The following is an 842-nucleotide window of genomic DNA, read 5'->3' as shown; positions in this document are numbered from 1 at the left end:
CTATACATCCTTGATGATGATTTGTAGCATATATGCACCACATTCAATATGTGGTGCAAAGTTTTCATGAAATAATATATTATTTATTTTGATTAGGTACCGGTTGGTTTTGTTTAGATATTCCTTCAACTTTCTTATCTATCATAAGAAGCGATATTTTTAGTTCATTAATAGATTTTTCATTTTCAGCCTTCTGCTCTTTAAGTCTATCGTTTATATACTGGGTTGTTTGTTTACTTGATGAGATATTTAAAAATTTGTTCTCTAACTTTACTGAGGTAGTGCTATATAAAGGAATTAGAACGGAGGCTATCAAACTAGAAAATGTAACAAACAAGGCGATCCTTGTATAAAACAATTGATTTTTTGACGAATTTAATTCCTGTTCTTTTTCTATATCCTCTTTTGTCTTATAGCCCTTGTTCACAAATGTCTTGAAATCCTCAGTTATGAAGAACTTCTGTGTAGTGAAATTATAGATATTTTCTTTCAAATCATCGTCGATAAAGTCACAGGAAATAGGGTGTTGATCTTCATTGAATTCTTCACCTATTGTTGACAAATCGAGACGACCATTAAAAAATATAAATTTATTCTTTTTTAAAAACTCAACCAACAATATTGTGGTTATTATCAATGTAGATACTGTGCGATCTATTGTGTGGAGCTCATTAATGTCAGTGCAAGTTGAACTGATATAAAGAAGTACATCGGTCTTTGAGTTGACCTTCACATAGCTATTCTTTGGTAAATGTCTGCTAATGCAATTATTTATTACAGTTAGTTCTTGGGGTTTATCCAATTTTAACATGTCGTTCATTATTTCAATTTCTAATCCACTG

General features: G+C 30.5%; 1 protein-coding gene. It reads right to left on the bottom strand.

Annotation, left to right across the window (positions count from 1 at the left end; all coding sequences use genetic code 11):
* Positions 1-79 precede the first annotated feature (79 nt).
* Positions 80-842 (bottom strand): hypothetical protein (locus tag LG30_RS22360; RefSeq protein ID WP_238566402.1); only part of this gene is annotated, 763 nt, incomplete at its 5' end.

It is taken from the genome of Aeromonas aquatica (assembly GCF_000764655.1).
In the GTDB taxonomy this organism is placed as follows: Bacteria; Pseudomonadota; Gammaproteobacteria; order Enterobacterales; family Aeromonadaceae; genus Aeromonas; species Aeromonas aquatica.
This window is presented reverse-complemented; position numbering and strand designations above follow the sequence as displayed.